The following is a 26,017-nucleotide window of genomic DNA, read 5'->3' as shown; positions in this document are numbered from 1 at the left end:
CGACCGGCGCACGCACCTCGCGAAGGACAGGCATCCGGGCGCGGCGCGCACCGCCGAGGACGGTGTCACCATCTTTGCCAACTGGCCGATTCCAGCCTTGTGTTGGTGAGATCGGTCACTCCGGGTCAGTCGAGCGGGACGGACCTGCGGGCGGGGTCCCTCAGGTCCGTGCCGTTCGAGAGCCAGCGCTCCTGGAGGGCCTGGGCGCCGTGCACCCGCTTCCAGGCGGCCTCGTTCGCTGTCATCGGCAGCAGCGGCAGGAACTGCACGGGATCCATCGGATCGTCCAGCTCCAGATCCTCGACGAGGCCGCCGGGTTCGCCGACCAGGACCGAGGTGAAGGGGGCGCCGGGCCACAGCGGATCGCCGACGTCCAGGGAGGCGCCGGGGGTCACCACCAGACCCTCCACCTGCGGGGACGCGGCGAGTACGGCGAGCGGACGGAGCACCTTGTCGGTCTCCGCGAGGCCCGCGCGGACCGACAGGACCAGCTCGGCGCGGGGGCCCTTGACGGGGTCGGCGAGCATCGCCGTGGGGTCCGTCATGGGGTGCACGGACATGCCGAGCGTGGCGTAGCGGACCACGTCCCCCTCCTGGAAACGGAGCACCTCGATGCGGTCCGTACCGAGGAATGTGACCGCGGCCCGCGCGTCCGGCGCGCCCAGCGCGGTGGTCAACCGGGCCTCGACCAGAGGAAGAACATCAACCATGCGGTGAGCATAGAACTCGTCAGCAGCGGGCAAAGCGGCGCCTTGACACTATGGGCTGCTGCTACGCTGAGCCGGTGGTTCGGGGCAGCACGCAGAAGCGTCGCTATCAAGTCCCGACGCCGATGAGACTCCCTTACGAGGGACCGGCCGGAGGAGGTGGGGCTGTCATGGATCGAAGTCGACCTGGTAGTACCACTCGCTCTTCCGGCTGCTGATCTAGTTCCTGGCTGGCTGCCGCCTTCCCGTTTGCGTCTTCGTTCGGAAGAGCACTTCGTTTCGCTTTGCCTGATCTGTCTGACCTGAATCAGTTCTGCATCAGTAGCGAAGCCGCCACCGCGACGGTGCGGTGCTCCCCGCTTTGTGGACGTGCCAAACATCCGCAGTCAGGACGTCCCCATTCCGGGTAGTTCCACCCGTTGCCGTGCGCTTTCGCTGCCCGCCTGCGAAGGAGCCTGCCCATGTCGATGATCCGCGACCTGCGTGCCGTGGTCCGTCCGTCGTCGCGTGAATCGCTGCGCAAGACGACGAGCACGAGCGCCTCGTACGACACCACGCGTGACCCGGCCACGCCCTCGGCCGTCGTCGACTGCGCGGTCTACCGCGACGGCGCCCGGGTGCAGAGCGCGGGGCCGCTGACCCCGCAGGAGGCGATGCGGCAGGTGCGCCGCGACGGCGGGTTCGTGTGGATCGGTCTGCACGAGCCGACCGAGGCGGAATTCGCCGGTATCGCCCGCGAGTTCGGGCTGCACCCGCTGGCCGTCGAGGACGCGGTCCAGGCCCACCAGCGGCCCAAGCTGGAGCGGTACGACGACTCACTCTTCACCGTCTTCAAGACCATCCACTACGTCGAGCACGACCGGCTCACCGCCACCAGCGAGGTCGTCGAGACCGGCGAGGTCATGTGCTTCACCGGCGGGGACTTCTTCATCACCGTCCGGCACGGCGGCCAGGGTTCCCTGCGGGCGCTGCGCCACCGGCTGCAGGACGACCCCGAGCTGCTCGCGAAGGGCCCCTCGGCCGTGCTGCACTCCATCGCCGACCATGTCGTGGACGGCTACATCGCGGTCGCCGACGCGGTGCAGGACGACATCGACGAGGTGGAGACCGAGGTCTTCTCACCGGGCCGCCGGGGCGGTGTCTCGCGTGGTGTGGACTCGGCGCGGATCTACCAACTCAAGCGTGAGGTACTGGAGTTCAAGCGGGCGGTGGCTCCGCTGCTGCGGCCGATGCAGCTGCTGAGCGAGCGGCCGATGCGGCTGGTCGACCCGGACATCCAGAAGTACTTCCGGGACGTCGCCGACCACCTCGCCCGGGTTCAGGAGCAGGTCGTGGGCTTCGACGAGCTGCTCAACTCCATCCTCCAGGCCAACCTGGCGCAGGCGTCCGTCGCGCAGAACGAGGACATGCGCAAGATCACCGCCTGGGCCGCGATCATCGCCGTACCGACGATGGTGTGCGGGGTGTACGGCATGAACTTCAAGTACATGCCCGAGCTGCACTGGAAGTACGGCTACCCGGTGATCATGGGGATCACGGTCGCACTGTGTCTGGGCATCCACCGCACGCTGAAGCGCAACGGCTGGCTGTGAGCGGGCCTGGATAGGCTGGGCGCATGACAAGCGAGCTGCTCGACCTGGCCCTCATCGAGGAGGCCAGCAAGAAGTCCGGCCTCATCTGGGTCAGGGGTGCCGACGCCCCGGCCGCGCGTGCACTGTGGCACGTGTGGCACGAGGGTGCGGTGTGCCTGGTCGGCGACGGGCCCGGAGAGCAGCCGCTGCCCGGCCTCACCGACGGCGGCTCGGCCGAGGTGACCGTGCGCAGCAAGGACAAGGGGGGCCGGCTGGTCAGCTGGTCGGCGACCGTGTCCGAGCTGGCCTCCGGCTCACCGGAGTGGGAGGCGGCGGTGGCCGAGCTGAAGGGGAAGCGGCTCAACGCCCCCGACGGCGAGGAGATGCCGCGGCGCTGGGCGCGCGAGTGCCGGGTGCTCCGCCTGGTGCCGACGGGGGCTTCGGTGCCGTTGCCTGCCGGCAGCCTGGCGGAACGACCGTTGCCGACTCCGGCCACCACCCGTCAGCCGATCCCGGCGGGACTGCCCCGGCTGCTGGCCAGGCGCCGGAAGAAGTAGCGCCGGGGCCGAGCAGGGTTCGGCCCCGGCGGACACGTACGTCGTGACTGATCGCCGTTGCGGCGGGGTCGGGTGATCTACGACGTCGGCAGCTGCTTGCCGTAGTCCACCGTCTCCGACTTCGCGGGCTCGGTCACGGTGAAGTCCTTGCCCCAGTCCGAGAAGCTGAGCGTTCCTGCGCTGCCGGCACGGACCAGGCGCAGGGGATACGGCTTGCCCTGGAGGGAGACGTCGAGGGTGCCGCCGGAGCCGGCGTCGCCGGTGATGCGGATGGTGCGGGTGCCGGACTGGTCGTGGTGGCCGTCCGTCGCCAGCTTGCCGTGCAGGGTCAGCAGACCGTCGAGGAGGACAGCCTTGTCCGTGAAGCCGCTGAACTTCTTGTACGCGGGATCGCCCTGCGGCACCTTGACGTACTTGCCGTTGAGCTTGCCGGCCGCCCCGGTGTCGCCGCCATGGCTCCAGAAGTCCGCGTCGGCCTTCAGATACAGCTGCTTGCCGACCCGCAGCAGGCCGAACGTCGCCCCCTGGGACGTGACCGAGCCGGTGCCGCCGTCGGCCTTCAGCCGCATGTCCAGCTTGTACGTACGGCCGCTGGTGACCACGGTCCCGGACAGCCGTACCGCGGGCGCCGCGTCCGCCGCGGCCCGGGTCTTCGTCTGGATCTGGTCCGGGGACAGCTTGCCGACCCCGTTGGTCCCCGCGTCCGGGTCCTCGCTGCTGCTGCACCCCGTCAGCACCATCGCTCCCGTCACGGCCAGTGCGCATGCCGCGCTCAGCAGCGTGGCCCGGCGGGTACGGCCCTGGGGATTCGCAGTCACAGGTGACGCTGCCTTTCTGCCGAGTCCTGAGCGGCGTACCGCAGCGTACCGGGGCCCCACCCGCCCGGCGGAGCCAGTCCGTCCGGACCGCCCACCAGGGCGTATCCGATCGGTACGGGCTAGCCTGAAGCGCACGCGAGCGGGCAGAAAACAGCAATTCCCACGCAATGCAAGCAAAGGAAGCACAGCCATGGCAGCCGGCGCCCCCCGGATCTTCGTCTCGCACCTCGCCGGGGTTCCCGTCTTCGATCCGACCGGCGACCAGGTCGGTCGCGTACGCGAACTGGTCGTCATGCTGCGCGTCGGGCGACGGCCTCCGCGCGTCCTCGGGCTGGTCGTCGAACTGTCCACCCGGCGCCGTATCTTCCTGCCCATGACCCGGGTCACCGGCATCGAGTCCGGGCAGGTCATCACCACCGGTGTGCTCAACGTCCGCCGCTTCGAGCAGCGGCCGACCGAGCGGCTGGTCTTCGGGGAGCTGCTGGACCGGCGGGTGACGCTGGTGGAGACCGGCGAGGAGGTCACCGTCCTCGACGTGTCCGTGCAGCAGCTGCCCGCCCGCCGGGACTGGGAGGTCGACCGGGTCTTCGTCCGGAAGGGGAAGAAGGGCGGCGCCTTCCGGCGGGCCAAGGGCGAGACGCTGACCGTGGAGTGGTCGGCCGTCACCGGCTTCTCCCTGGAGGAGCACGGGCAGGGCGCGGAGAGCCTGCTCGCCACCTTCGAGCAGCTGCGCCCCGCCGACCTCGCCAACGTCCTGCACCATCTCTCCGCCAAGCGGCGCGCCGAGGTCGCCGCCGCCCTGGACGACGACCGCCTCGCCGACGTCCTGGAGGAGCTGCCGGAGGACGATCAGATCGAGATCCTCGGCAAGCTGAAGGAGGAGCGCGCGGCCGACGTCCTGGAGGCCATGGACCCCGACGACGCGGCCGACCTGCTCTCCGAACTGCCGGAGGAGGACAAGGAGCGGCTGCTCAGCCTGATGCAGCCCGCCGACGCGGCGGAGATGCGGCGCCTGATGTCGTACGAGGAGCACACCGCGGGCGGTCTGATGACGACCGAGCCGATCGTGCTGCGCCCGGACGCCACCGTCGCCGACGCGCTCGCCCGGGTCCGCAACCCTGACCTCTCCCCCGCCCTGGCCGCCCAGGTGTACGTCTGCCGGCCGCCCGACGAGACCCCGACCGGCAAGTACCTGGGCACCGTGCACTTCCAGCGGCTGCTGCGCGACCCCCCGTACACCCTGGTCAGCTCGCTGGTCGACGACGATCTGCAGCCCCTGGACCCCGACGCCACGCTGCCGGTCATCGCCGGGTTCTTCGCGACGTACGACATGGTCGCCGCGCCCGTGGTGGACGAGTCCGGTGCGCTGCTCGGGGCGGTGACCGTGGACGACGTCCTCGACCACATGCTGCCCGAGGACTGGCGGGAGACGGAGTTCCATCTGAACGAGGAGAACGGGGCGGCGAGTGAGGGGGCGAGTACGCATGGCTCCTGAGCGTGAGAGCACCCGCGAGCGCACCCCGGTGGGCGCCACGGCCGCCACCCGGCACCGCACGCCCCGCCTGGACCAGCCGCGCCCGCCCCGGCGCCGGATCCTGCCCGAGTGGGACCCGGAGGCCTTCGGCCGGCTGTCGGAGAAGATCGCCCGCTTCCTGGGCACGGGACGCTTCATCGTCTGGATGACGGTCGTCATCATCCTGTGGGTGGTGTGGAACATCTTCGCGCCGGCCGTCCTGCGCTTCGACAACTACCCGTTCATCTTCCTGACCCTGATGCTGTCGCTGCAGGCCTCCTACGCGGCCCCGCTGATCCTGCTCGCGCAGAACAGGCAGGACGACCGCGACCGGGTCAACCTCGAACAGGACCGCAAGCAGAACGAGCGGTCCATCGCCGACACCGAGTACCTGACCCGGGAGATCGCCACGCTGCGGATGGGTCTCGGCGAGGTGGCCACCCGCGACTGGATCCGCTCCGAGCTGCAGGACCTGATCAAGGAGCTGGAGGAGCGACGACGCCACGACGGCCATGTCGTATTCCCGGCGGAACGGACAGAACGGTCGCCAGGACGTGACGCAGACGACCGCTGAGGGGCTACCCGGAGGCCCCTCGGCGCGCCGTACCATCGTCCTTATGGCTACGGAAGACGCGGTGCGCGAGGCACTGGCGACGGTGAACGACCCCGAGATCAACCGACCCATCACCGAACTGGGGATGGTCAAATCGGTGGAGATCAGCGCGGACGGCGCGGTCGCGGTGACCGTCTACCTGACCGTCTCCGGCTGCCCCATGCGCGACACGATCACCCAGCGGGTGACCGAGGCGGTCTCCCGGGTCGAGGGCGTCACCCGGGTCGACGTCACGCTGGACGTGATGAGCGACGAGCAGCGCAAGGAGCTGGCGTCGGCCCTGCGCGGCGGCCAGGCCGAGCGCGAGGTCCCGTTCGCCAAGCCGGGCAACCTCACCCGGGTCTACGCGGTCGCCTCCGGCAAGGGCGGCGTCGGCAAGTCCTCGGTGACGGTCAACCTGGCGGCGGCGATGGCCGCCGACGGCCTCAAGGTGGGCGTGGTCGACGCCGACATCTACGGCCACTCGGTGCCGCGCATGCTGGGCGCTGACGGTCGTCCGACCCAGGTCGAGAACATGATCATGCCGCCGTCCGCGAACGGCGTGAAGGTCATCTCCATCGGCATGTTCACCCCCGGCAACGCCCCCGTCGTCTGGCGCGGCCCGATGCTGCACCGCGCGCTGCAGCAGTTCCTCGCGGACGTCTACTGGGGCGACCTCGACGTCCTGCTCCTGGACCTCCCGCCCGGCACCGGTGACATCGCGATCTCCGTCGCCCAGCTCGTCCCGAACGCCGAGATCCTGGTCGTCACGACGCCTCAGCAGGCCGCGGCCGAGGTGGCCGAGCGGGCCGGCGCCATCGCCGTCCAGACCCACCAGAAGATCGTCGGCGTGGTCGAGAACATGTCCGGCCTGCCCTGCCCGCACTGCGGCGAGATGGTCGACGTCTTCGGCACGGGCGGCGGCCAGCTGGTGGCGGACGGCCTGACCCGCACCACGGGCGCGACGGTCCCCGTCCTCGGCAACATCCCCATCGACGTCCGCCTGCGCGAGGGCGGCGACGAGGGCAAGCCGGTCGTCCTGACGGACCCGGAGTCCCCGGCGGGCTCGGCCCTGCGAGCGATCGCGGGCAAGCTGGGCGGCCGCCAGCGGGGGCTGTCGGGCCTGTCGCTGGGGATCACTCCGAAGAACAAGTTCTGAAATCGCAGATCTGTGAACTGCGGCTCCCCCGCCGGTCATCCCTCTGACCAGCGGCGGAGCCGTTGCCGTCTGTCATCGTTGGTTATCACTGAGCGCCCTCGCACGGCCCGGAGACGGCCCGGAGAACGAGTGGATCAACTCGGTCTGGGCTGCCGCGGTTGCGGTGCTTCCCTGTTGTACGACATCCGTGGCGCGAAACTGTAAGTGCCGGGCCCTGGAGAACCAAGGCCCGGCACTGGGTGGCGCACGTACTTGAGAAGGGGCTGGGGGTGCGCTTCGAGATCAGGTCTCGTCGCGCCGGTCGCCGAGGAGCACGTAGACGATCGGGATGACCGCCAGGATCAGCGCAAGAGCGAACTTGGCGCCCCAGTGCATTTCCAGGCCCGCAGTGGTGCTCAGCAGGATGATCGGTCCAGCTGCGGAGCTGACCATGCCCAGCATCAGCGGGGATATGGCGATCAGCTGCCCGGCATGCTCGGGTGGGACCTCGATCCCGCCCTCCGCGCCCAGCTTCTCGATCTTGAAGCTAGCCGAAGCGCCCTGCGTGGGCACCTCCGGCGGCTCGTCCTGACTGGTCCAGATGCGAACCTCGGCCTGTTCCGAGGGCTGTTCCTCGTCCTCCGGCAACTCTGCCGGGATGACGACATCCGACACGTGTCGTGGTTCCTTTCGTCCCTAGGGCAAACCGAGCGCAAACGCCTGAACTCGGTGTCCGCAGCAGGCCGTAGGACTCTTGCCCTTGATCAGCCGCTGTCGCCACGGGACTCACCACGCGATCGGGCCTGACCCTGGCTAGGGCGGGTCCCCGTAAAGATCGACGGTGAGTACGGGCAATACGTCGGACATATCGCTGCTACCCCCAGTAGCTGCTGGGGCCCGGCTAGTCCGAGCCCTCACCAGTGGGACGGAGCTCACCCTCCGTGCTCCGCGCTCCGTCCCGGGACGAGCATACGCCGGAAGCGACCCGTAATGCACCTGCAACCAGAAATTCTGGTGCTTCTCATGCACCAATCTGGTGCATGATTGGTTAGGGCATGCGATGATGGAGGTCACCGGCGGCGTAGCCTCCGCTTGACAGAAGATCAGGGACGTGATCAGAAGACAGATAGGCCAGAGAAGAGGGCTCGGGGGACATAACAGAGAGGAAGGTGCGCGTGACTCGTTCAAACGGCCTGCAAGCCGTGCGCGAGAACGAGCGCTTCACCGTGACCCTCATCGCGGCTGCTGCGCAGGCTGTCGCCACCTTGATGAGGATCACAGGACTATCCAAGACGGACGTCATCAACCGCTCCGTGCAGGTGTATGGCTTCCTAGCCGAACAGATGCAGGACGGCAAGGAAGTGCTCCTGCGCGACGAGCAGGGCAACTTGGAGCGCGTTCACATCGTGTGACCACAGATGATCGGGCCCGGGTGACCATACGTTGCCCGGGCCCATCTGTGCCTCCCGCGTCCGCAATCGCGCTGCCGGAGACGTGAACTCACTACGGGTGCGTCATGCCGCCGGCAGCATCGAGCCGCTGAGCCGGTCGACGAGCCAGTCCAGACCTTTCGAGGTGAAAAGGGTCTGTTCCACCCACTGACCGTTGGGCGTTGCTATGAACTTCACCTCGGCACGGCCGGCTTTGGTGTGACACTCGTAGGGCAGACGGGGGTTCTGGCGCTGCAGGAAGCGGATGTCGTCGCGGCGCAGCAACTCCATGAACTTGGTGCGCCCGAGCCCGCCAGTGATCTTGTTCAGGGCCTTCGCGGCGGCTGCCATGTCGATGAGGCCATCAGAGTCACAGAAGGCGTCCCACTTACCCGCTTTCGGTGCAGCGATCGCAAGCTCCTTCTTCGTCGAGACGAGTTCGCGCGCAGCTTCAACGTACTTCTCGGCGAGAGCCAGGATGCCCTCTGGGCTGGAGACGTCCGCAGGCTCCTGCCTGGCCTCCGCTTCCCGAGTCTTCACGGCGAAGTACGTCTGGGCTGTTGCGATCTCCGGCTTGCGCGGATCGCCGTTCATGGCGATCAAGTAGCAGGCGTAGCGGGTGAGGCGGTAGTCGGAGACCATCTGCCTGCCCCACCGGCCACCGTTGATCGTTTTCGATGCGCCCCGAAAGTGGTCAAGCGGGTCGAGCCCGCTGTTCTCGGCTGCGGCGATGGCCCGATTGATGGCCACCTCAAAGCGCTCCCACCTGTCGTAGCCCATGAGGGCGTGAAGGTCGCGAGCGGACCAGCACTCCTGGCCGTTGTGATCCAGGAGCATCAGCCGATCGAAAAGGCTGCCCCGGGGGTTACCTTTTTCTGGTGGCACGGTAGGGTCCACGTTGGACAAGGTTGAACTCCCTTGAACTCCGAGCTCTCGGCGGCTCCACCCGCACGCGAGCTGTCTTGGCCGCCTTCACTTCGAAGGCGGCCTCATGACAATCAGGTTACGGGACCTTCCTGACAGAGAGTCATTCTCTCGCTAGACACTGCGTGCCCCGCGTTTCGGCCGGAGCCTTCGATTCCGCGGCAACCTCCCTGATCGGTGCCCCGTCACGGCGTGCCACGGTGGACCGTTTTGCTAGGACTCAAACCCAGTTGTGTGACGGAAGTCTCCTCTGGGTCGATGAACCTACGCGCGTCACCTGCGTATGCGAGAGGTTGGGCACCTCACGGCACTGCTTACTCAAAGTGCACAGCGTGATTGATCCCAGCCCGGCGAACACTGCGCGGTAACAAAGGATCGAGATCACGACCTTCATTTCGAAGGTCATGATGAGCTGTGGACCTTGCTGTCACCTACCACCCACCCCAGCTCCCATCCCGTACGCCGTCGACCCACACACCGTGGAGCAGGCGTGGTTCCTGGCGTCCAGGTGGAGCGCGCCACTGTACGAACGACCTGGACGCCAGGGGCCGCGTCTGCTCGGCTCTGCCTGGGGCGATGGTGTACGGGATGGGAGCCCCCAGCATCCGCCACGACGGACCCGCAGTCGGCAACGGCGCCCCCTCCATCCCGGTGCCGGCCGATCCCCCGCCGGAGGCACAGTTCTGACCGTCGCATACGTGGTGATCGACTCATGGCCACTGGCCCTATCCACCAGTGGGCGCGCGTCGGCGCAGCGCGGGCGGAGCGAGCCGGAGGCAGGAGCGGCGCCCGCAGCGGAGCCGGGAGCGCGCCCGGCGGAGCGGAGCGCAGCCGGGGCTTGATGAGGTAGAGAAACCTGTAACAACTCGCGTTGGATCACGCGTCGAAGTCGTACTCCAGGATGTATGAGGCAGCATCGAGCGTCATTTCGTTGATCTCGACGGGGCGCCCCTCGTCCGCGAAAGCGGTCCGGCAGATCAGCATGACCGGCGTGCCCGCGGACATGCTCAACTGCGCCGCCTCGTCCTTCGAGGGCATGCGCGACCGGATCTCCTCGCGGAAGTGCACCGGCTTGTAGCCGAGTTCGGCGAGACGGGCGTACGTTCCGCCGGGTCCCGTGTCCTCCCGGGTGATCGCCGACCCCGCGACGATCGATGCCGGGAGGTAGCTCGTCGCGAGAAGCACGGGCTTACCGTCCAGGACAAACCGTCGACGCCTCACACACACGCGGTCATCGTCTGCGAGATCCAGAACCGGGGCGATGCGCTCGGGCGCGGCCTCCTCCGACACGGCCACCTGGTCCACAACAAGCGTGCGGTTCTCGATGTCGGCAGACCAGATGGAACGGCCGCTACCCCACTGCTCCTGCGCCAACCGCTGGATCCCGCGCCGCCGGAGCGGCCGAAAGCCTCGGACGAACACGCCGGCGCCTTTGCGTGACTCGGCAATCCCTTCGTCCTTGAGCACGCCCAGGGCCTGGCGGGCCGTCATGCGGGCCACGCCATGCGCGGCCATGAGGTCGTTCTCTCCCGGAAGCCGATCACCGGGACCGTACTCGCCCGACTGGATCGCCTCACGTAGAGCGTCTGCGATCCGCTGGTACTTCGGCCGACGGTCGTTGTCGGTGTTGGCCATTCCGGAGCCCTCCTCTCTTCTCTAGACAGCCTAGGCCATAGGCGCGGCACCCGCTCTGTACGCGTGCCGCAATCCGGTTACGACAACGTCTCTAGACATCTCCCTTGACGGCATCTCTAGAGAGGTGCTCCAATGGAGATGTCTAGAGAGGTCGCGTTGGGCGGCCTCCCAGAACGAGGGATGTGCTCATGCCGTCTTTCAAGATCGACACTTCGACCGCTGTGGTGTTCGTGGCGACCGCGCCGACGCCGAAGCTGGCCAACGCCAAGACCGGTGAGCGGGCCATGGACCGCGAGACCGGCGCGGGTCTGTCGACCGTGGGTCTGCTGGTCTCGGACGAGGGGGAGGGGAACCTGTACCAGGTGACCATCCCGGAGACGGGTTACCCGGAGGGTCTGGCGCCGGGCATGCCGGTGAAGGTCATCGGTCTGAAGGCCCGTGACTGGGAAAACGAGTTCAACGGCCAGAAGCGGCACGGGATCTCGTTCCGCGCGGTCGCGATCACCCCGGCGGCCTGACCATGACCGACCTGACGATGTGGCTGGAGGCCACGGGAGCCCTGGCCGGTGCCAGCGGTCTCGGCTACGCGAAGGTACGCGCGCCGCGTGTGTACTGGTCGCTGGTCGGGATGCCGGTCACCTGGGGCCGCTTCACCCTCTCGTACCGCTCCACGATGGACGTGTGCGGACTGACGGTGCACCCGTCGGGTCTGCGGGCGTTCATGACCCGCAGCGTCGCCCGCCGTGAGGTACAGCCGGTCCCGCCGAAGATCCGCCGGGTACGCGGCACCTCGACCGGACTACGGGTGACGCTGCGGCTTCCCGCCGGCCTGGAGCCCGCCGACGTGATCGCCTCCTCCGAACGGCTCCGGCACGCCTGGGGTGTCCACTCGGTGACCGTGGTCGAGACGAAGCCCGGTTTCGTCGAACTGCGGATGACCGGCTATGACGTGCTGCGCCGGGTGCGGATGCCCCGCAAGGCCCGCCCGCACGGCATGGCCGTTCCGGTCGCGGTGCGGGAGGACGGGACCGCGTTCGAGCGGGACTACCGCAAGGCACCGATGGCGCTCACCCTGGGCGCCAACCATTCCGGCAAGTCCATGTATCAGCGCAACCTGATCAAGGGACTGGCGCAACTGCCGGTGGCCCTGGTCGGTGTCGACTGCAAGCGCGGGGTGGAACAGTCCGCCTTCGCGCCCCGCCTGTCGGCGCTGGTCACCAGTCCCGACGATGCCGCCTCACTGCTCGGCGTCCTGGTCGCGGAGATGGAAGCCCGCTTCGACCTGCTGAGCCGTCACGGGGTCTCCGACCTGTGGGAACTGCCCGAAGAGCTGCGGCCGGTGCCGGTGGTCGTCCTGGTCGACGAGGTGGCGGAACTGTTCCTGATCTCCTCCAAGAAGGATGAGGAGATCAGGGAACGGATCGTCACCGCGCTGATCCGGCTGGCGCAGATGGCCCGCGCGATCGGCATCTACCTGGAGATCTGCGGGCAGCGCTTCGGCTCCGACCTGGGCAAGGGCGCCACCATGCTCCGCGCTCAGCTCACCGGCCGCGTAGTGCACCGCGTCAACGACAAGCAGACCGCCGAAATGGGCCTGGCGGACGTGGCCCCGGACGCGGTCCCGGCCGCGAGCCTGATCCCGATGAACCGCCCCGGAACCGCTGTCGCGGCGGACTCCTCCGGCGGCTGGTCGAAGATCCGCACACCGAACACCAGCCGCGATGAAGTCGTGGCGGTCTGCCGGGAGTTCGCCCACCTGGTCCCGGATCTGCCGTTCCTCGACCCGTTCCGCCCCCACGTGCCCGCCCCCGCGCCGGCGGCCGGTCCGTCGCTGGTCAAGCCCCGGCCGGTCACCGAGTAACACCCGCTCCGCCACGGTCGGCGCGACCGCTTCGCGCCAAGTCCCTACCCGCGCCATGCCGAAAACAGGAGGACGGCAATGCCGGAAAACCCCAGGTACGAGTACGAGTTCACCCCGCAGGAGCGCGACGACGTCAACCGGTTCGGCGGACTCTACGAGACCTTGCAGAACGACTTGTACCTCGGTCTGGTCGTGGACGAGTTCGTCGTGGTCCTGGGCGAGATCTTCGCTGCGGAGTTCGCGGCCCGCGCCGCTGGCGCCTACCCGCCCGCCGGTCACGGCTACCCCCGCCTCGGCGAGGACTGATCGCCGTGGCCGAGCCGAAGACCGCCCCGCCCCCGGACCAGCCCGCGCCGTGCCCGGTCTGCAACGGCTCCGGTGAGGTTTCCCGCACGGTCCAGGTGGGCCGCAAGCGCCGCACCGTCGGCAAACAGACCGGGATCTGCCTGAACTGCCTCGGCTCCGGCGAAGCCCCCACCGACTGAACCCCCGCCGGGGCTGGGCGGCCGGACACCGTTCCCCGCCCGCCCCTGGCCCAACTCCCCCTGAAGGGAGGTGCCCCGCATGTCCCGACCGATCCGCCCGGATGCCGTACTCGTACAAGCCGTCATCGCCGGCGCGCTGTCCTTCGCCCACCTGCACGACCTGGCCGAAGCCGCCGGACAGACCGGCTGGAAAGCATGGGCCTACCCGGTCTCGGTCGACCTGCTTCTTGTCGCCGCCTGGCGTCGGCTGCGCACGGCCCGCCGCGACCGCTCCGCCTGGACCTGGTTCGTGATCGCCCTGTTCGCATCGCTCGGCGCGAACATCGCCACCGCCGGACTCCTCGACCTGGCCCACGTGCCTGCCTGGCTGCGCATCCTCGTCGCCGGTTGGCCCGCCTTGGCCTTCCTCGGCGGAACTCTCCTGGTCCACTCGCCCACCGACCCGGCCAGTCCTCCACGGGCTGTGGAGGAGGTGGCCGCGCCGGAAGTCGAGATGCACCGCACCGAGGAACCCGCCCCCGCCCCGGCTCCCGTCGCGGCCGTGCCGGAGTTGACCCCCGCATCGCCCAAGCCCGCGCCGAGCGCTCCCGCTGTTCCTGTCGCGCTGCTCGACCACGCCCGGAAGATCGCCGACGCCCACCGGGCCTCCACCGGGTCTCCGATGCCCGCCGACGCCCTGTCCGCCCGGCTCCAACTGCCCGCCCCGATGGCCGACGCCATCGCCGCAGAACTCCAACTCACCTGACCAGGAAGGAGAAACGCCCGTGACCGCCTACCGCCGCTTCCGCAACGTGATCCGCATCGGCCCCGTGCAGGTCGCCACGTCCTACGACGGCCGTGGCCGCGACAAGCACACCGCCGCCTGCACCGCCCCCGGCTGCGGCTTCGCCGCCGACTACGACACCCGCGCCGGCGCCGAACTCGCCGCCCGCACCCACCGCTGCAAGGCCTGAGGGGAGATCGCCATGGACGTACCGCTCTGGCTCGCCCTGCTCGTCGTCGGATGGCTCGGCGTCAAGCTCGCCCGCCCGCCGTGGTGGCTGGTCGCCGTGCTCCTGGTCGGCGGCTACCTCGTCGCCGGAAGCTTCCTCGCCCCCGCCCTCGGCACCGTCCTCAAGTAGAAGGGAACCGCCTCGTGTTCACGCCGAAGTACCCGCCTCAGGACACCGCACCGCCCGCCACGGCTACCGCCCCGACCGCCTACACCTCGGCGCCCGTCCAGCCGACGGCCCCGGCGCCGGTCCCGGTCGCCCCGGCCTCGAACCGGCCCACCGTCCAGCTCACCCCCGGCAGCGCGCTCGCCCTCGCCGCCGGCGGCGGCGCCGCGGTCCTCGTCGTCGGCGCGGTCCTGGTCTCGCTACTGCTCGCGGTCGCCATTACCGGCGTCTCCGTCGCCGTGGTCGCGGTCGTCCTGCGCCTGCTCATCAAGGACCTGCACAAGCACTGAACGGCCCCGGGGCGGCTCTCTCGCCAAAGATCCGCCGCCCCGGCGCCTGCACCCCTTCCAGACCCATCGGACCCGAAAGGGAAACCTCATGATGCCCCAGCGCGCCCTGAACACGCCCGTCTGCCGCGACTGCGACGGCTTCGCCACCGCCGCCATCACCACCGGCACCCGCCACGCCGACGGCACCCGCGCCACCCTCCGCGTCACCTGCCCGACCTGCAAGGGCACCGGCCACACCGCCCCCGCCTCCGCGCTCGCCAAGGTCGGGAGGTGACGGCCGTGGCGCTCCTCGACTGGCGTTCGCCCGAGCACTTCGACCACACCGGCGACCAGCCGTGCGTGATCTGCACCAAGCCCACCCCGCTCCGCTCCGACCGGGGCAAGCCCGTCCACAAGGTGTGCGCCGAGGAGTGGATCGACGCCCACACCGCGAAGGAGGACCAGAAGTGACCGCCGCGCACCGGTCCCGCGTCCTCGACCTGTTCTCCTGTGCCGGCGGGGCGGCCATGGGCTACCACCGGGCCGGGTTCGAGGTCGACGGCTGCGACATCGCCGACCGCCCCCGCTACCCCTTCGCCTACCACCGGGGTGACGCGCTCGAATACCTCGCCCACCTGATCACCACCGGTGACATCGACCGGTACACCCTCGTGCACGCCTCCCCGCCCTGCCAGGCCGGCTGCGCCCTCACCGTGGGCACCAACGCCTCACAGGGCTGGGGCGGCACCCACACCGACCTCGTCGCCGCCACCCGAGAACTCCTCGACGCCTCACCCCTGCCGTACGTGATCGAACAGCCCAACGGACGGGCCCAGATCCGCAAAGACCTCACCCTGTGCGGCGAGATGTTCGGCCTCGCGGTGCTGCGTCACCGGAACTTCGAACTCGGCCGCTGGGCCACCGCCCGCCCGGCTCACCCCAAGCACCGGGGCTACGTACGCGGCCACCGCCACGGCGTCAAACGTGAGGGCCCCTACGTGGCTGCCTACGGCAACGGCGGCGGCAAGGCAACCGTCCCGGAGATGCAGCAGGCCATGGGCATCGCCTGGACCGACGTCCGCGAGGAACTCACCGAAGCGATCCCGCCCGCCTTCACCAAGTGGATCGGCACCGCCTTCCTGAGCGCCCGTCAGGAGGTCTTCGCGTGACCGACACCGCCACCATGGCGGGCCTGGACCCGGCCACCCTCGCCGACGTGCTGAGGCTGGCCGGGTCCACCGGCTTCGACCGTGTTCAAGACCAGATCCGCCGCACCGGCGGCTGCTCCGACCCGATCCACCTCATGGGCTCCACCGTCACCCGCGACAAGGCCACCGGCCACGTCCTCCACTCCTACTCGACCGACACCGAACCCGGCGGACGGCTCCGCATTGCCTGCGGCAACCGCCGCGCCTCGCGCTGCCCGTCCTGCGCCTGGACCTACGCCGGCGACACCTACCACCTCATCCGCGCCGGCCTCGTCGGCGACCCCGACAAGGGCACCCCGCACACCATCCGCGATCACCCCCGCGTCTTCGCCACCCTCACCGCACCCTCGTTCGGCCCGGTCCACAACCGGCCCGGCAACCGGCCCTGCCGCTGCGGCACCCGCCACGCGGAGGACGCGCCCGAACTCGGTACCCCGCTCGACCCCGACACCTACGACTACGCGGGCGCTGTGCTGTGGAACAACCACGCCTCCGACCTGTGGCGCTACTTCACGATCTACCTCCGCCGCGAGATCGCCCGCCGCGCCGGACTCACCCAGAAAGCCGCCCGCGAACAGTCCCGCGTCTCCTTCGGCAAGGTCGCCGAATACCAGAAACGCGGCGCCGTGCACTTCCACGCCGTGATCCGATTCGACGGCCCCGGCGGGCCCGACGACCTGCCGCCGGCCTGGGCCACCCTCGACCTGCTCACCGACGCGATCCACGCCGCCACTGCCCGCGTCGCGGTCGATGTCCCCGCCGCTCAGTATCAGCCGGACCCCGAGCAACCGGCGCGTACCGAGCCGGCGCGCACGCTGCGGTGGGGCACACAGCTCGACATCCAGCCGATCGGCGCCTTCGGCCATGGCGAAGAGATCACCGAACAGGCGGTCGCCTCCTACGTCGCCAAGTACGCCACCAAAGCGGCCGAGACGACCGGCACGGTCGATCGCCGGATCGGCAACAAAGAGGCCCTGGTCCTGCTCGACGTGCCCGACCACCCCGCCCGGCTCATCGCCGCGTGCCTCGACCTGCACGCGCTCTACCCCGACCGGAAGCTCCGGGACTGGGCTCACATGCTCGGCTTCCGAGGCCACTTCTCCACCAAGTCCCGCCGCTACTCCACCACCCTCGGCGCCCTCCGCCAGACCCGCGCCGACTACCGCGCCGCACAACAACGCGAAGCGCTCGGCCTGCCCGACCCCGACGACAACCCGGAGGCAACCACGCTCACCCTCGCCCACTGGACCTACGCCGGCCACGGCCACACCCCCGGCGAATCCTGGCTCGCCGCCAACATCCGCCGCGACATCCAGCACAACCGCGAGATCGCCCGCGAAGAACCACCCGCCCTGCTCGCCGACGAAAGGAACTGCTGACCATGGCCTCAGAGCTGCCGAACCGGTTCCTGACCCCTGAGGACCTGGTCGAGATGTTCGAGCTTCCCAGCGTGGAGACGGTCTACCAGTGGCGCCGGAAGCACACCGGTCCCCGCGGCTTCCGGGTCGGCCGGCACCTGCGTTTCGACCCCAGCGACGTGCGGGCCTGGGTGGACTCCCGAATCGGGGAGGCTGCCTAATGGCTGGCCACATCCAAGATCGCTGGTACAAGACCGAGATCGGACCGGACGGCAAGCCCATCAAGGTCAAGACCGAGCGGCACGGTACCGGCATGCGTTACCGCGCCCGGTATATCGCGCCGGACGGCACGGAGAAGTCCAAGAGTTTTCCGGATCGCCGGAAACGCGAGGCTGAACAGTGGCTCGCCAACCTCGAATCCGACATGGCTCGCGGGGCCTACGTCTCGCCCCGTGCCGGACGGATCACCTTCCAGCAGTTCGCGGAAGAGTGGATGAGAAGCCAGGACGCTGATCCGCTGACGCGTGAGTCCGTCGAATCCCGGTTGCGTCTGCACGCCTTCCCGCACATCGGGCACCGGCCGATGGCGTCATTCACTCCGTCACACATACGGTCCTGGTTGCGGACCTTGGAGGAGATCCGCCTTGCTGCCGCATATCGCAGGGTCATCTTCGCGCACGTCTCGACCGTGTTCACCGCTGCGGTGGAGGATCGAGTCATCCATGAGAACCCCTGCCGCGCGCGTTCGGTGAAGGCACCGCGTCTTGATCCACGAAAGGTTGTCCCCTGGTCGTATGAGCAGGTGCGCGCTGTGCGGACTGCGCTCGACGACCGCTACCGAGTGCTTGTCGACCTTGCGGCCGGTTGTGGACTTCGCCAGGGTGAAGCCTTCGGGCTCGGCGTGGGTGATGTCGACTTCGAGAGCGGCACTCTGCACGTCGTGCGACAGGTGAAGCTCCTACGGTGGCGCCCGGTCTTTGCCCTACCCAAGGGCGGCAAGGTGCGAGACGTACCCCTGCCAGATTCGGTGGCTGCATCCCTGAAGGCCCACCTGACTCGGTACCCGCCCGTGGACGCCAAGCTGTCGTGGCGGACGCTGGATGGTCCGGTTGTTTCCGTGCCGCTGATCTGCCGATCCCCGGCTGGTGCGGCAATCGCCCGCAATTCGTTCAACAAGCAGTTTTGGCACCCGGCGCTTGTGGCCGGCGGAATCACCCCCGGGCCTGGAAACGGCATGCACGCGCTGCGGCACTTCTACGCATCGGTCCTGCTCGACGCCGGGGAGAGCATCAAGGCCCTGAGCGAATACCTCGGTCATGCAGATCCGGCGTTCACGCTGCGCACGTACACACACCTCATGCCCAGCAGCGACAGCCGGACCCGGTCCGCCGTGGATGCCCTCTTCACGGAGTCTTCCCGCTCTGACGGCCCGAGCACGGCCCCGGATGACTCGGAAGGTCGGTGACCTGCTGCTTTACCAGAGGAACAAGTTCTAGGCAGCCTCAGGGCTTCCAGTCAGCCCCAGGGCAGTTCCAGGGCCTCTACGACGAAGGGGGCGCCGTCCGTTGCGGACGGCGCCCCCTTCGTCGTAGAGCCTTGCTCCGTGCTCGTGCTAGGCGTAGGTCGAGATGTCCTTGACCATGGCGAAGCCGAGGCCGTAGGCGCTCATTCCTCTGCCGTACGCGCCCAGGTGCACGCCCTGGTGCGTGGAGCCGGCGAGGACCCAGCCGAACTCGGACTCCTGGTAGTGGAAGGGCATGGGCACCCCGTCCACCGGAAGGGAGAGGGTGGACCACTCGGGTCCTTCGAGGTCATCGGCCAGGGCCCACGCGGTCTCCGTCTGCTGCTCCAGCCAGTCGTCCCGCAGGCTGTGGTCCATCTGGCCGGGCCACGTGAACGACAGCAGCCCCACCCCCGCCAGCCACGCCGCCGAGGAGACCGAGGTCGCCTCCAGCAGGCCCGTGCCGTCGGCGCTGCGCCGGGACGGGTTCGCCGCCACGGTCACCACGACCGCGAACTTCTCCCGGGGCTCGTCCGCCGAAGCGGCGACGTGCTCGTTGCGGACGGAGGGCTCGTCACCGTGCCCGATCGACCCGTGTTCGACGGCGCCGTCGGCCGCGGTGCCGACCTGCATCAGCCAGCGGGGCCCCGTGAACGCCTCGTCGAGGCCGTACCACGGGAAGGGCGCCTGCAGATAGCCGCTGACCGTACGCCGGGCGGAGGGGAACTGCTGTCCGCCCTCCGCGGCCGACGCCTGCGCGCCCACCCGACTCGTCGTCTCCATCTCCCGGACGCCTCCTCGCTCTCGTCGGACCGGGGTGGCCCGCCCCCCTTCGGGCGTAGTGTCCGGTCCGCACAACAACTCGGCAGCATATCCACACCGATGAGAGCAGCAGGGAAAGCGCCCGGCGCGTGGGTCGCGCAGAAGGCCTGTTCGCGCTGTGAGCGGCGGGTGCGGCCTATGAAACGCGTCACGTCCGCCGCTCGGTGCGCGTGTCGGGTCCGGTCAGGTGGCGTCCGCGTCGAACGGCGGACGGTCGTCCTTGCCGGTGTCCTCGGGCTTCTTGGTCATGTCGATGCGACCGCCGGAGGAGGACAAAGAGGAGGAGGACGAGGACGAGGCCTCGCTCTCGTGGCCGTGGACGGCGTCCGTGACCTCGGCCATCTCCTTCTTCAGGTCGAAGCCGTTGCGGATCTCCTTCAGCCCCAGTTCGTCGTTGTCCAGCTGCTTGCGGATGAACGTCTTGGGGTTGAGGTCCTCGAACTCGAAGTCCTTGAACTCCGGGCCGAGTTCGCTGCGGATGTCGTGCTTCGCGCTCTCCGAGAACTCGCGGATCTTCCGGATCGTGCGCGTCACGTCCTGGATGACCTTCGGGAGCTTGTCGGGACCGAAGACGAGCACAGCGAGCACGATGATCGTCACCAGCTCGAGTGGTCCTATGTCATTGAACACCTGACGCTCCCATTGCGATGTTCTCGGTCGCTCAACGGTACCCGGCGTAGCTGTCGGACCGGTACCGTCCCGAGGTGAGACTTCTGTCAGTTCTGGTCTGAAGCGCCCAGCACGAGTGAGACCTCCCTTGTGCCCCCGTGTTCGACCGTCAGACGCAGCCCGTCGCCCGGCCGGTGGGCCCGGATCTTGATGATCAGCTCCTCGCCCGAATGGACGCGCTGTCCGTCGACCTCGGTGATGACGTCGCCCGCGCGCAGGCCGGCCCGGTCGCCGGGACCGCCCTTGGCCACGGCGGGGCCGCCGTCCCGGGCCGTGGTGTCGATACGGGCGCCGTCGCCGGTGTAGCCCATGTCGAGGGTGACGCCGATGACGGGGTGGGTGGCGTGGCCGTCGTTGATCAGTTCCTCGGCGACCCGCCGGGCCTGGTTGATCGGGATGGCGAAGCCGAGGCCGATCGAGCCGGCCTGTCCGGTCCCGGAGTCGGTGCCGTCGTCGGCGGAGCGGATGGCGGAGTTGATGCCGATGACCCGGGCCTGGGCGTCGAGGAGGGGGCCGCCGGAGTTGCCCGGGTTGATGGGGGCGTCGGTCTGCAGCGCGTCGACGTACGACACGTCGCTGCCGTCGCCCTTCTCCCCGCCGGCCGTGATGGGCCGTTCCTTGGCGCTGATGATGCCGGAGGTGACGGTGTTGGCCAGGTCGAAGGGGGCACCGATGGCGACGACCGGGTCGCCGACCTGGACGTTGTCCGAGTTGCCGAGGGGCATGGGGGTGAGCCCGTGGACGCCGCTGACCTGGACGACGGCCAGGTCGTATCCGCTGTCGCGGCCCACGACCTTCCCCTTGGCGGTGGCGCCGCTGCTGAACGTCACCGATATCTCGCCCCCGGACGCGGCGGGCTGGACGACATGGTTGTTGGTGAGGATGTGGCCGCGGGCGTCGAGCACGAAGCCGGTGCCGGTGCCCGCCTCGTCGGCCCCGCGTACGTGCAGGGTGACGACGCTGGGCAGCGCCCTGGCGGCGATCCCGGCGACGCTGTCCGGCGCGCGTCCGGCGGGCACCTTTCCGGCCTGCGGCAGCTGTACGTCGCCCACGCCCTCGCGCTCGACATAGGCGCCGGCGATCCCGCCGATGCCGCTGGAGACGACGGCGACCAGCAGCGTCCACCCGAGAAGCATCCGCTTGCCCCGCTTGCTCCGCTGCTCCTTGGTGAGCACCGCCGCACCGGTCTGCTGCAGCGGTCCGTGCACGAGAGGCTGCTGCCCGGCGGCGGACGCGGCCCAGGGGTCGTAGCGCTGCCAGGGGCCTGCGTCGGCTCGCTCCGGCGGAACGGAAGCACCGGCCTCCGGCGAGGCCGCGACCACGGCACCGGGGCCGGGGCCGGAGCCGTGGCCGGGGCCGGGCAGCTCCCCCGGCGCACACGCCGACGGCGCGCCCGGCGCGGACACCGAGGCATCCGCCGGCGGGGGCGCACCCGGGTCCGCGGGGGCGGGCGAGACCGGAGCCACGTACCCCGGCGCGGGCTGCACAGCCTGCGCCGACACCTGTGACGGGTGGGGTGCCTGAGGGGCCGCGTGTGCTTGTGCAGCGGCGGGTGCCTGCGGGGCGGCCTGGGCTTGTGCAGCGGCGGGTGCTTGTGGAGATGCCTGTGCCTGTGGAGCGGCGGGTGCGGGGACCTGCGGGGCGGCCTGCGGCTGGACAGTTGCAGGTGGCTGCGGGGCGGCCTGGGCTTGGGCAGCGGCGGGTGCTTGTGGAGATGCCTGTGCCTGTGGAGCAGTGGAGACCTGCGGGGCAGCCGGGGGCTGCGGGACCGTCGGCGCCTGCGAAGCGGCAGTTGGCTGCGGTGCGGCCATAGCTTGTGCGGCCGCCGGTGCCTGCGGAATCGTCGGCCTCTGCGAAGCGGCCGGAACATGTGCTGCCGCCTGCGGCTGTGTAACCGTCGCTGTCGGCATTCCCTGGGCCGCTGTCGCCGCCGGGTGCTGGACCGGTGGTGCGGGCGCCCAGGGGCCCGGCTCGCCGTAGGGCGGGGTGCTGTAGGGGTCGGGGTCGTGCAGGGGCTTGGGGCGCTCGGCAGGCGGTACTACGACGGAGCCCGCCCCGGCCGACGCTGCCATGGCCGACGCTCCCCCGCCCGACGCTGCCATGGCCGACGCTCCCCCGGCCGACGCTGCCGTGACGGAGCCCGCCCCGGCCGACGCTCCCCCGCCCGACGCTGCCGTGGCCGACGCTCCCCCGGTCGGCTCTGCTGTCCCCAGCTCGCCCCCGGCCGACTCTGCCGTTACCGGCTCTGCCGCAGCCGTCGCCGAATCCGCAGTCGCCTGCTCAGCCACCACCGGTTCAGCCGCAGCAGGCTGAGCAGCAACAGGCTCAGCCACCCCGCCCATCCCCGTGCCGCCCGGTGCAACCGCCGCAGGCTTCGCCAGTTCGAAGTCGCCGACTGCGGGACTCGCCGGTGATTCCCCGGCCGACGTCTGTTCCCCGTGACCCACGCGCTCCCCGGGCGGGACGGACGTCGGGTTCCCCTCGTTCATGCTCTCCCCACGGCTGGCCGCGGCCGCGCCGAGCTTCGGCGGTGGCCGCGGAACGTCGACTCCGTGCCCGGGTCAGCGCCGCGGGCACGGCTTCACAGGATTCAACCAGGTTCGACGGCGGCGGCGAAGGGGCAGGTCAGGGCGCCTCGTGGGAGGGAGCGGCGGTGGTGTCGGGGACGGGGGCGGACAGCAGGCCGGGGCCGGTCACCTGGGGCGACGCGGATCCGGAGGTCAGCGAGAACGGGGTGATCTCGCTCAGCGGGCGTATCAGCGGGGAGACCGCGGCCGCGCCCGCCATCACCGGGGCGGTGAGGTCGTGCACGGCGTCCTGGACCTGTCCCGTGGCCGGGGCGGGCACTCCGGGCACCAGCGGCGCGGACATGGAGGTCGGCGCCACCGAGGTCTGGCCGAGCAGGCTGCTGCCCTGGGCGAGCAGCGGTCCCACCGCGCGACGGCGCTGGGAGTCGGGCGTCGCCGCGCCCGTGCCCGGCGAACGCGTCGGGGCCACGTTGCCGCTGCCGGAGCCGCTGCGGGCGTCCGCGGCCACGTCGCCGGGGATGGCGGTGGTCACGCCGCCGAGGGCGAGCGCGGCCAGCGACACCGCGCCGGCGGCGGCGAACGCGAACCGCAGCCCGCGCGAGGCGGAGCGGTCGGCGTCCGGGCGGCCGACGGGATGGATGCGGAAGCCGCGGTCCTCGGGGGCGGCGGAGTGGGCGGGTGAGGCGGGGACGTAGCCGAACTCGAAGCGCTCGCCGCGTCCCATGCCGAAGACGCCGGCGTCGGGGCCACGCCCGAAGAGGCCGCCCTCGGGCGCCGACGTGCCGTCGCCGTCGGTGTCACCACCCCCGGGAAGGCCCTGGAGGCGGGCCAGGAAGCTCTCGGAGGGCGGCGGCGGGGCCGCCTGCGCGAAGACGTTCTTCAGGCGTCGCTGGGCGTCCGCCTCCGCCTTGCACCGGGCGCAGGTGGCCAGGTGGGCGAGGACGCGATCACGCGACTCATGACCGAGCTCTCCGTCCACCAGGGCGGAGAGTCGGTCTCCCAGGTGCTGCTCGGCGAGGTGCGCCGGAGCAGGTTTCGGTCGAGATCCACTCACGCGGTCGCGCCCCCTCCCCCCAGAGCGGGGACACGGGCCACGAAGGAGCGCCGCTCGGCCTTGCGCGCCTCGGGCGAACGGTGGGCGAGGGCCTTGCGGAGCTGGGAGCGGCCGCGGTGGATACGGGAGCGGACCGTGCCGAGCTTCACGCCGAGGGTCGCGGCGATCTCCTCGTACGACAGTCCTTCGATGTCGCACAGGACGACCGCGGCGCGGAACTCGGGCGCGAGGGTGTCCAGGGCCTGCTGGACGTCCGCGTCGAAGTGGGCGTCGTTGAAGACCTGCTGCGGGGTGGGCTCGCGGCTGGGCAGGCGCTCGGCCGCGTCCTCGCCGAGGGCGTCGAAGCGGATGCGCTGCTTGCGTCGGACCATGTCCAGGAAGAGGTTGGTCGTGATGCGGTGCAGCCAGCCCTCGAAGGTGCCCGGCGAGTACGTCGACAGGGAGCGGAAGACGCGGACGAAGACCTCCTGGGTGAGGTCCTCGGCGTCGTGCTGGTTGCCCGTGAGGCGGTAGGCCAGTCGGTAGACCCGGCCACTGTGCGTGCTGACGATCTCCTCCCACGTGGGCGGAGTCCATGCCTGCCCGTCCGCGTCGGTGGAGAAGGTCGCGGTCTGGGTCTCACCCGCGGCGAAGCCGGCGGTGTGGCTGTGGTCAGCAGCGGTGTCGGTCACGGATTTCGGCCTGCCCGCCGACCCGAGGAAGCGCCGCAGCACTCCTCCCCGGTCTCCGGGCGTGGCCGCACCTCCCCTGTCGGCTCTGGTGGTGTCCAGTGGAGCCCCTACCATAGCCACCTCGCCCGTTAGCTCCGGATAAGCGGTTTTACGAGAATTTGATACGCGCTGATACGGCTCATACGGCTGCGTCAGCATGTGCTCGGCGTCCTGATCCACCTCTTACCCCCCGTCGCGTCCCGGGCCACCGGCTCAACCCTTTAAACGCCCAGTCCCATCTGCGGGTTCCCGGCACCAACGGATACAGTCACGCCCAGGCATCCAGTGGGGGACAGGAGAGGGTCATTACCGGCAACCGGCAGACGAGCTGGGCGTTCGCCGACGCCTTTGTCGCCGAGGACGAAGCGCTGCGCTGGGCCCGGGACCGGGCCCGGGAGGCAGGGCTGCGCTCGGTGTCGCCCGGCACGGGCGCCGCGCTGGGCATGCTCGCCGCCTCCGTGGACGCGAAGGCGGTCGCGGAGATCGGCACCGGTTGCGGGGTGTCCGGAATCCATCTGCTGCACGGCATGCGCCCCGACGGGGTGCTCACCACGGTCGACCCGGAGCCGGAGCACCAGCAGTTCGCCCGGCAGGCCTTTCGCGCCTGCGGCTTCGCCAGCAACCGGGCCCGGTTCATCCCCGGCCGGGCCCTGGACGTGCTGCCCCGGCTCGCGGACGCCGGCTACGACCTCGTGTTCTGCGACGGGGACCGGCTGGAGTACTCGGACTACCTCGCTGAATCGTTGCGCCTGCTGCGGCCGGGCGGCCTGGTCGTGTTCGAGGGCATATTCGCCAACGGCCGTACGGTCGACTCGGGACCGCAGCCCACGGAGGTGCTGCGGCTGCGCGAGCTGCTGCGCACGGTGCGGGAGAGCCAGGAGCTGGTGACGTCACTGCTGCCGGTGGGCGACGGCCTGCTGTGCGCCGTCAAGCGGTGACGGGCGGGACGCGGGGGTCCGGGAACGCGGCTGCCCCGGCACCGCATACGATGCCGGGGCAGCCGGTAGGACTGGGTCGCGGGCGCGTCAGACGACGACCTTCTTGAGGGCGTCGCCGAGTGCCTCGGCCTCGTCAGGGGTCAGCTCGACGACGAGTCGACCGCCGCCTTCGAGCGGAACGCGCATGACGATGCCCCGCCCCTCCTTGGTCACCTCGAGCGGGCCATCACCCGTTCGCGGCTTCATGGCCGCCATGCTCGTTCCCCTTCCTGAAACCAGCTCATCGTCTGCCGACGGCCCCGGGAGGGCACGCGCGGTCCGGAGCGGACGCGCGACACCGGCATCGAACACATTGCTTCCAAGCCATTATCCCGCATCCCAGGACCCGATGACCAACATCAGTCGGCATCGCTTGGGCAACGCGCGCGAGCAAAACCACTCAATTCGGGGATGTGGCTGCGATACTGCGCCACCTCGCGGACGCCCTCGGAGCGACTCCACTCCGGTTTTCTTTGACGCAGGTCACACGTCGGGTCCGGCCCTTGGACGGCGATCTCCGCCATGCTGTCCTT

The 26,017-nt window shown here is 69.9% G+C and carries 32 protein-coding genes; 21 read left to right on the top strand and 11 right to left on the bottom strand.

Annotated elements, in window-relative coordinates:
• Window positions 1-125 precede the first annotated feature (125 nt).
• Window positions 126-710, bottom strand: a complete 585-nt coding sequence (locus ACFYZZ_RS27625) for a suppressor of fused domain protein (protein ID WP_389181219.1) — start codon at window positions 708-710, stop codon at window positions 126-128.
• A 458-nt stretch (window positions 711-1,168) separates the two neighbouring features.
• Here ACFYZZ_RS27625 and ACFYZZ_RS27620 point away from each other — a divergent pair, with 458 nt between their 5' ends.
• Both ACFYZZ_RS27620 and ACFYZZ_RS27615 read left to right on the top strand, forming a co-directional pair.
• Entirely contained in the window at window positions 1,169-2,299 is a 1,131-nt protein-coding gene (locus ACFYZZ_RS27620) for a magnesium and cobalt transport protein CorA (protein ID WP_389181216.1), read from the top strand.
• A gap of 23 nt (window positions 2,300-2,322) precedes the next feature.
• Entirely contained in the window at window positions 2,323-2,835 is a 513-nt protein-coding gene (locus ACFYZZ_RS27615; RefSeq protein WP_389181213.1) for a hypothetical protein, read from the top strand.
• A gap of 77 nt (window positions 2,836-2,912) precedes the next feature.
• On the opposite strand, the gene ACFYZZ_RS27610 is transcribed toward ACFYZZ_RS27615, so the two are convergent.
• Window positions 2,913-3,653, bottom strand: coding sequence for a hypothetical protein (locus ACFYZZ_RS27610; RefSeq protein ID WP_389181211.1), 741 nt, complete (start codon window positions 3,651-3,653; stop codon window positions 2,913-2,915).
• A gap of 190 nt (window positions 3,654-3,843) precedes the next feature.
• Between ACFYZZ_RS27610 and ACFYZZ_RS27605 the strand changes: the two genes are divergently transcribed.
• The 3 genes from ACFYZZ_RS27605 to ACFYZZ_RS27595 are packed head-to-tail and all read left to right on the top strand — an operon-like array spanning window position 3,844 to window position 6,917.
• The gene (locus tag ACFYZZ_RS27605) at window positions 3,844-5,148 is read left to right on the top strand and encodes a magnesium transporter MgtE N-terminal domain-containing protein (protein WP_389181208.1); all 1,305 of its coding nucleotides are present in this window, start codon (window positions 3,844-3,846) and stop codon (window positions 5,146-5,148) included.
• Window positions 5,138-5,740, top strand: coding sequence for a DUF1003 domain-containing protein (locus ACFYZZ_RS27600; RefSeq protein WP_386578189.1), 603 nt, complete (start codon window positions 5,138-5,140; stop codon window positions 5,738-5,740). The genes ACFYZZ_RS27605 and ACFYZZ_RS27600 overlap by 11 nt, the downstream gene beginning before the upstream one ends.
• A gap of 43 nt (window positions 5,741-5,783) precedes the next feature.
• Window positions 5,784-6,917, top strand: coding sequence for an Mrp/NBP35 family ATP-binding protein (locus ACFYZZ_RS27595; RefSeq protein ID WP_389181205.1), 1,134 nt, complete (start codon window positions 5,784-5,786; stop codon window positions 6,915-6,917).
• Window positions 6,918-7,199: 282 nt separating this feature from the next.
• Here ACFYZZ_RS27595 and ACFYZZ_RS27590 read toward each other — a convergent pair whose 3' ends face one another.
• Window positions 7,200-7,571, bottom strand: a complete 372-nt coding sequence (locus ACFYZZ_RS27590) for a hypothetical protein (protein ID WP_389181202.1) — start codon at window positions 7,569-7,571, stop codon at window positions 7,200-7,202.
• 500 nt (window positions 7,572-8,071) lie between these two features.
• Between ACFYZZ_RS27590 and ACFYZZ_RS27585 the strand changes: the two genes are divergently transcribed.
• Entirely contained in the window at window positions 8,072-8,308 is a 237-nt protein-coding gene (locus tag ACFYZZ_RS27585) for a hypothetical protein (protein WP_389181199.1), read from the top strand.
• Window positions 8,309-8,410: 102 nt separating this feature from the next.
• Here ACFYZZ_RS27585 and ACFYZZ_RS27580 read toward each other — a convergent pair whose 3' ends face one another.
• Both ACFYZZ_RS27580 and ACFYZZ_RS27575 read right to left on the bottom strand, forming a co-directional pair.
• A complete protein-coding gene (locus ACFYZZ_RS27580; RefSeq protein WP_389181887.1) occupies window positions 8,411-9,223 on the bottom strand; it encodes a phage antirepressor KilAC domain-containing protein in 813 nt (270 codons plus the stop codon).
• A 903-nt stretch (window positions 9,224-10,126) separates the two neighbouring features.
• Entirely contained in the window at window positions 10,127-10,885 is a 759-nt protein-coding gene (locus ACFYZZ_RS27575) for a GntR family transcriptional regulator (protein WP_389181196.1), read from the bottom strand.
• Between the two features lie 188 nt (window positions 10,886-11,073).
• Between ACFYZZ_RS27575 and ACFYZZ_RS27570 the strand changes: the two genes are divergently transcribed.
• The 14 genes from ACFYZZ_RS27570 to ACFYZZ_RS27505 all read left to right on the top strand — a co-directional run bounded on the left by ACFYZZ_RS27570 (window position 11,074) and on the right by ACFYZZ_RS27505 (window position 18,688).
• Window positions 11,074-11,403, top strand: a complete 330-nt coding sequence (locus tag ACFYZZ_RS27570; RefSeq protein ID WP_389181193.1) for a hypothetical protein — start codon at window positions 11,074-11,076, stop codon at window positions 11,401-11,403.
• Between the two features lie 2 nt (window positions 11,404-11,405).
• Window positions 11,406-12,746: an FtsK/SpoIIIE domain-containing protein gene (locus ACFYZZ_RS27565; protein WP_389181190.1), complete on the top strand. Its 1,341-nt coding sequence runs from the start codon at window positions 11,406-11,408 to the stop codon at window positions 12,744-12,746.
• 78 nt (window positions 12,747-12,824) lie between these two features.
• Window positions 12,825-13,052 carry a hypothetical protein gene (locus ACFYZZ_RS27560; RefSeq protein WP_389181187.1) on the top strand — a complete coding sequence of 76 codons (228 nt, stop codon included), beginning with the start codon at window positions 12,825-12,827 and terminating at the stop codon, window positions 13,050-13,052.
• A gap of 5 nt (window positions 13,053-13,057) precedes the next feature.
• The gene (locus ACFYZZ_RS27555; protein WP_389181184.1) at window positions 13,058-13,231 is read left to right on the top strand and encodes a hypothetical protein; all 174 of its coding nucleotides are present in this window, start codon (window positions 13,058-13,060) and stop codon (window positions 13,229-13,231) included.
• 79 nt (window positions 13,232-13,310) lie between these two features.
• Window positions 13,311-13,976 carry a DUF2637 domain-containing protein gene (locus ACFYZZ_RS27550; RefSeq protein ID WP_389181181.1) on the top strand — a complete coding sequence of 222 codons (666 nt, stop codon included), beginning with the start codon at window positions 13,311-13,313 and terminating at the stop codon, window positions 13,974-13,976.
• Between the two features lie 19 nt (window positions 13,977-13,995).
• Window positions 13,996-14,184: a mobile element transfer protein gene (locus ACFYZZ_RS27545; RefSeq protein WP_030067617.1), complete on the top strand. Its 189-nt coding sequence runs from the start codon at window positions 13,996-13,998 to the stop codon at window positions 14,182-14,184.
• A 12-nt stretch (window positions 14,185-14,196) separates the two neighbouring features.
• Window positions 14,197-14,352 (top strand): hypothetical protein, encoded by a 156-nt coding sequence (locus ACFYZZ_RS27540; protein ID WP_086083352.1) that lies wholly within the window; start codon window positions 14,197-14,199, stop codon window positions 14,350-14,352.
• Window positions 14,353-14,366: 14 nt separating this feature from the next.
• The gene (locus ACFYZZ_RS27535; protein WP_389181177.1) at window positions 14,367-14,678 is read left to right on the top strand and encodes a SpdD protein; all 312 of its coding nucleotides are present in this window, start codon (window positions 14,367-14,369) and stop codon (window positions 14,676-14,678) included.
• Between the two features lie 91 nt (window positions 14,679-14,769).
• Entirely contained in the window at window positions 14,770-14,952 is a 183-nt protein-coding gene (locus ACFYZZ_RS27530) for a hypothetical protein (protein WP_389181884.1), read from the top strand.
• 5 nt (window positions 14,953-14,957) lie between these two features.
• A complete protein-coding gene (locus ACFYZZ_RS27525) occupies window positions 14,958-15,128 on the top strand; it encodes a hypothetical protein (protein WP_389181174.1) in 171 nt (56 codons plus the stop codon).
• Between the two features lie 56 nt (window positions 15,129-15,184).
• Complete coding sequence (locus ACFYZZ_RS27520; protein ID WP_389181881.1) at window positions 15,185-15,826, top strand: DNA methylase; 642 nt, start codon at window positions 15,185-15,187, stop codon at window positions 15,824-15,826.
• The gene (gene repSA / locus ACFYZZ_RS27515) at window positions 15,823-17,244 is read left to right on the top strand and encodes a replication initiator protein RepSA (RefSeq protein ID WP_389181171.1); all 1,422 of its coding nucleotides are present in this window, start codon (window positions 15,823-15,825) and stop codon (window positions 17,242-17,244) included. Before ACFYZZ_RS27520 ends, repSA begins: the two co-directional genes overlap by 4 nt.
• Window positions 17,245-17,246: 2 nt before the next feature.
• Window positions 17,247-17,444: an AlpA family transcriptional regulator gene (locus ACFYZZ_RS27510; RefSeq protein ID WP_161191796.1), complete on the top strand. Its 198-nt coding sequence runs from the start codon at window positions 17,247-17,249 to the stop codon at window positions 17,442-17,444.
• On the top strand, window positions 17,444-18,688 hold the full coding sequence (locus tag ACFYZZ_RS27505) for a tyrosine-type recombinase/integrase (RefSeq protein ID WP_389181168.1): 1,245 nt from the start codon (window positions 17,444-17,446) through the stop codon (window positions 18,686-18,688). The genes ACFYZZ_RS27510 and ACFYZZ_RS27505 overlap by 1 nt, the downstream gene beginning before the upstream one ends.
• A gap of 147 nt (window positions 18,689-18,835) precedes the next feature.
• Here the strand turns inward: ACFYZZ_RS27505 and ACFYZZ_RS27500 are convergent, their stop codons facing one another.
• The 5 genes from ACFYZZ_RS27500 to sigE form a co-directional block, all read right to left on the bottom strand.
• Window positions 18,836-19,507 carry a hypothetical protein gene (locus tag ACFYZZ_RS27500; RefSeq protein ID WP_389181166.1) on the bottom strand — a complete coding sequence of 224 codons (672 nt, stop codon included), beginning with the start codon at window positions 19,505-19,507 and terminating at the stop codon, window positions 18,836-18,838.
• 222 nt (window positions 19,508-19,729) lie between these two features.
• Entirely contained in the window at window positions 19,730-20,176 is a 447-nt protein-coding gene (locus tag ACFYZZ_RS27495) for a sec-independent translocase (protein ID WP_389181163.1), read from the bottom strand.
• An 86-nt stretch (window positions 20,177-20,262) separates the two neighbouring features.
• A complete protein-coding gene (locus ACFYZZ_RS27490) occupies window positions 20,263-22,125 on the bottom strand; it encodes a S1C family serine protease (protein ID WP_389181878.1) in 1,863 nt (620 codons plus the stop codon).
• 715 nt (window positions 22,126-22,840) lie between these two features.
• Window positions 22,841-23,797 (bottom strand): anti-sigma factor family protein, encoded by a 957-nt coding sequence (locus ACFYZZ_RS27485; protein ID WP_389181160.1) that lies wholly within the window; start codon window positions 23,795-23,797, stop codon window positions 22,841-22,843.
• A complete protein-coding gene (sigE, locus tag ACFYZZ_RS27480) occupies window positions 23,794-24,510 on the bottom strand; it encodes an RNA polymerase sigma factor SigE (RefSeq protein ID WP_145884486.1) in 717 nt (238 codons plus the stop codon). The genes ACFYZZ_RS27485 and sigE overlap by 4 nt, the downstream gene beginning before the upstream one ends.
• 236 nt (window positions 24,511-24,746) lie before the next feature.
• Between sigE and ACFYZZ_RS27475 the strand changes: the two genes are divergently transcribed.
• Entirely contained in the window at window positions 24,747-25,445 is a 699-nt protein-coding gene (locus ACFYZZ_RS27475; protein WP_389181875.1) for an O-methyltransferase, read from the top strand.
• An 87-nt stretch (window positions 25,446-25,532) separates the two neighbouring features.
• Here ACFYZZ_RS27475 and ACFYZZ_RS27470 read toward each other — a convergent pair whose 3' ends face one another.
• Entirely contained in the window at window positions 25,533-25,700 is a 168-nt protein-coding gene (locus ACFYZZ_RS27470; protein ID WP_018544333.1) for a DUF3117 domain-containing protein, read from the bottom strand.
• Between the last annotated feature and the right edge of the window lie 317 nt (window positions 25,701-26,017).

It is taken from the genome of Streptomyces sp. NPDC001816, assembly GCF_042892235.1.
Lineage (GTDB): Bacteria > Actinomycetota > Actinomycetes > Streptomycetales > Streptomycetaceae > Streptomyces.
This window is presented reverse-complemented; position numbering and strand designations above follow the sequence as displayed.

Bases quoted from the DNA above. Each gene is read 5' to 3' on its own strand.
- ACFYZZ_RS27510 (WP_161191796.1), top strand. From the start codon at position 17,247: ATGGCCTCAGAGCTGCCGAACCGGTTCCTGACCCCTGAGGACCTGGTC.
- ACFYZZ_RS27595 (WP_389181205.1), top strand. From the start codon at position 5,784: ATGGCTACGGAAGACGCGGTGCGCGAGGCACTGGCGACGGTGAACGAC.
- ACFYZZ_RS27540 (WP_086083352.1), top strand. From the start codon at position 14,197: ATGGACGTACCGCTCTGGCTCGCCCTGCTCGTCGTCGGATGGCTCGGC.
- ACFYZZ_RS27605 (WP_389181208.1), top strand. From the start codon at position 3,844: ATGGCAGCCGGCGCCCCCCGGATCTTCGTCTCGCACCTCGCCGGGGTT.
- ACFYZZ_RS27505 (WP_389181168.1), top strand. From the start codon at position 17,444: ATGGCTGGCCACATCCAAGATCGCTGGTACAAGACCGAGATCGGACCG.
- ACFYZZ_RS27500 (WP_389181166.1), bottom strand. From the start codon at position 19,507: ATGGAGACGACGAGTCGGGTGGGCGCGCAGGCGTCGGCCGCGGAGGGC.
- ACFYZZ_RS27560 (WP_389181187.1), top strand. From the start codon at position 12,825: ATGCCGGAAAACCCCAGGTACGAGTACGAGTTCACCCCGCAGGAGCGC.
- ACFYZZ_RS27520 (WP_389181881.1), top strand. From the start codon at position 15,185: ATGGGCTACCACCGGGCCGGGTTCGAGGTCGACGGCTGCGACATCGCC.
- ACFYZZ_RS27550 (WP_389181181.1), top strand. From the start codon at position 13,311: ATGTCCCGACCGATCCGCCCGGATGCCGTACTCGTACAAGCCGTCATC.
- ACFYZZ_RS27470 (WP_018544333.1), bottom strand. From the start codon at position 25,700: ATGGCGGCCATGAAGCCGCGAACGGGTGATGGCCCGCTCGAGGTGACC.
- ACFYZZ_RS27530 (WP_389181884.1), top strand. From the start codon at position 14,770: ATGCCCCAGCGCGCCCTGAACACGCCCGTCTGCCGCGACTGCGACGGC.
- ACFYZZ_RS27615 (WP_389181213.1), top strand. From the start codon at position 2,323: ATGACAAGCGAGCTGCTCGACCTGGCCCTCATCGAGGAGGCCAGCAAG.
- ACFYZZ_RS27490 (WP_389181878.1), bottom strand. From the start codon at position 22,125: ATGCCGACAGCGACGGTTACACAGCCGCAGGCGGCAGCACATGTTCCG.
- ACFYZZ_RS27620 (WP_389181216.1), top strand. From the start codon at position 1,169: ATGTCGATGATCCGCGACCTGCGTGCCGTGGTCCGTCCGTCGTCGCGT.
- ACFYZZ_RS27565 (WP_389181190.1), top strand. From the start codon at position 11,406: ATGACCGACCTGACGATGTGGCTGGAGGCCACGGGAGCCCTGGCCGGT.
- ACFYZZ_RS27625 (WP_389181219.1), bottom strand. From the start codon at position 710: ATGGTTGATGTTCTTCCTCTGGTCGAGGCCCGGTTGACCACCGCGCTG.
- ACFYZZ_RS27575 (WP_389181196.1), bottom strand. From the start codon at position 10,885: ATGGCCAACACCGACAACGACCGTCGGCCGAAGTACCAGCGGATCGCA.
- ACFYZZ_RS27600 (WP_386578189.1), top strand. From the start codon at position 5,138: ATGGCTCCTGAGCGTGAGAGCACCCGCGAGCGCACCCCGGTGGGCGCC.
- ACFYZZ_RS27570 (WP_389181193.1), top strand. From the start codon at position 11,074: ATGCCGTCTTTCAAGATCGACACTTCGACCGCTGTGGTGTTCGTGGCG.